Here is a 2,036-nt window from a genome sequence, read left to right on the forward strand (position 1 = left end):
TAGACATCACGACGCCGGGTGGTCACCTCACAAAGGTGACCACCCGGCGTCGGCGGTTGAGAAGTCGAGCAGGTCAGGCCCAGCGGTTCACGGCCTTCCGTTCGACCACGCCGAGGATCGCGTCCGTGATTTTGCCGATCACGGCCAGCAGGATGATCGCCAGAAGCAGGCGATCCGTTCGCCCATTGTTCTGCGAATCGGTCAACAGGAACCCCAGGCCCATGGAGCTGGCAATGAGCTCGGCGGCCACCAGGAACAGCCACGCCTGCGCCAAGGCCAGTCGAAGACCCGAAAACACGGACGGCACGACCGCGGGCAGCTGAATGGTTGTCAACAGCTTGAGACCGGACAAACCAAAGGCACGGCCGGCTTCCACCAGGTTCTTGTCCACGTGACGCAGCGCCATGTACACGGTGGTGAAAATGGGGAAGAAGGCACCAATGGCAATCAGGGTGACCTTGGAGTCCTCGCCGATCTTCATCCAGAGGATCAACAAGGGAACCCACGCGAGGCTGGGGACCGCGCGGAACGCGCCAATGGTCGGAGTCAGCAACGCATCCGCCCACTGGGACAGGCCCACGAGCGACCCGAAGGTCAGGCCCAGAACGGCTCCGATGGCGAAGCCCAGCAGAACGCGCTGCACGGAGATGCCCACGTGGGTCCAGAGTTCACCGCGCTGGGCGAGATCGATTCCGGCCTCGACCACCGAACCCGGTGACGGGAGCTGAACGGGGGAGAAGATCCCCAACACGCTGGTGGACAGCCACCACAGTAAAAGCAAGACCAGCGGGACAATCGCGCCCAAGGCCGCGCGTTTCACCCCGGCGCCGCGGCGCAGGGGGCTGACGACGCGCGGCCGCAGAGCGCCGTCGTTCGTGCCGATGTCGGTAGTGGTCGGATTATTGGGTGCGGGTGTGTCTACCGAGGTGCTCATGCGTCAGCCTTGATGGTGGAGGGGTCGGCCTTCTCGATGAAGGAGGCGTCAATAATCGTGTTGAGGGCGTCGTCCACCTGGGACTGGTTGGAAACGTCACCGGATTCAACCAGGTACGGGCCCACGCGGCGCAGGACCTCGAGTTGGCGGTCGCCGGGAACGGGATCGACGTCGAGGTTGGAGCGCTCGGTGATGACCTTGCGGGCGACCGACTCGTCCAGGCCTGCGACCTCGGCGAGGATCTTGACGGTTTCGTCAACGTTTTCTGCGGCCCATTTGCGGGCGTGCTCGTAGGCGTCGACCACGGTCTGGGCGATCTCCGGTTGTTCTGCCAGGAATGACTCAGTGGCGTTGAGGAAGCCGTAGGTGTTGAACTCGAGGTTTCGGAAGAAGAGCTTGGCGCCCTTCTCCTCCGCGCCGGCCATGATCGGATCCAGACCGCTCCACGCATCCACGGAACCGTTCTCCAGGGCGGAGCGGCCGTCCGCGTGCTGCAGGTTCTGCACGGTGACCTCGCTGGGATCGACGCCGGCTTCCTGGAGGGCCTGGAGCAGGAAGAAGTACGGGTCCGTGCCCTTGGTCGCGGCCACGGACTTGCCCTTGAGATCTGCCACCTCGGTGATCTCGGAGTCCGCGGGAACAACCAGCGCGGCCCACTCCGGGCGGCTGAAGAGTGACACCACCTTGATAGGGGAGTTGTTGGAGCGCGCCAGCAGGGCTGCGGAACCGGCGGTGGAGCCCACGTGGATTGCTTCCGCGCGAAGGTTCTCATTCGCCTTGTTGGAACCGGCGGACTGGACCCAGTTCACGGTGACGTTCCGATCCTTCAGCGTGTTCTCGAGCCAGCCCTTGTCCTTGATGACCAGGCTCAGGGGGTTGTAGGTCGCGAAGTCGATGTTGAGCGTGAATGCCTCACCATTGCCGCTGCTTTGGCTCGGGGCGTTATCGCCGCCGGAGCCCTCGCCGGCGCATGCGCTCAGGAAACCGGAGAGCGTCACAGCCCCCAGGCCCAGCGCACCGGCTCTCAGCACGGAACGACGAGACGGCGTGTTTTTGGATGGATTCATGGTGGGACCTCCAGAGGATCGTATGCAGAGTACGT

2 protein-coding genes are annotated in these 2,036 nt (G+C 63.9%); both read right to left on the bottom strand.

Annotation, left to right across the window (positions count from 1 at the left end):
• Nucleotides 1–73 precede the first annotated feature (73 nt).
• On the bottom strand, nt 74–934 hold the full coding sequence (locus Q4E95_RS13215; protein WP_303383740.1) for an ABC transporter permease: 861 nt from the start codon (nt 932–934) through the stop codon (nt 74–76).
• A complete protein-coding gene (locus Q4E95_RS13220; RefSeq protein ID WP_303383741.1) occupies nt 931–2,001 on the bottom strand; it encodes an aliphatic sulfonate ABC transporter substrate-binding protein in 1,071 nt (356 codons plus the stop codon). The genes Q4E95_RS13215 and Q4E95_RS13220 overlap by 4 nt, the downstream gene beginning before the upstream one ends.
• Nucleotides 2,002–2,036: the final 35 nt, after the last annotated feature.

Origin of the sequence: Kocuria sp. (genome assembly GCF_030536815.1) — a bacterium.
Taxonomy (GTDB): Bacteria; Actinomycetota; Actinomycetes; order Actinomycetales; family Micrococcaceae; genus Kocuria; species Kocuria gwangalliensis.

Coding starts and splice junctions, on each gene's coding strand:
- Q4E95_RS13215 (WP_303383740.1), bottom strand. CDS start 934: ATGAGCACCTCGGTAGACACACCCGCACCCAATAATCCGACCACTACC.
- Q4E95_RS13220 (WP_303383741.1), bottom strand. CDS start 2,001: ATGAATCCATCCAAAAACACGCCGTCTCGTCGTTCCGTGCTGAGAGCC.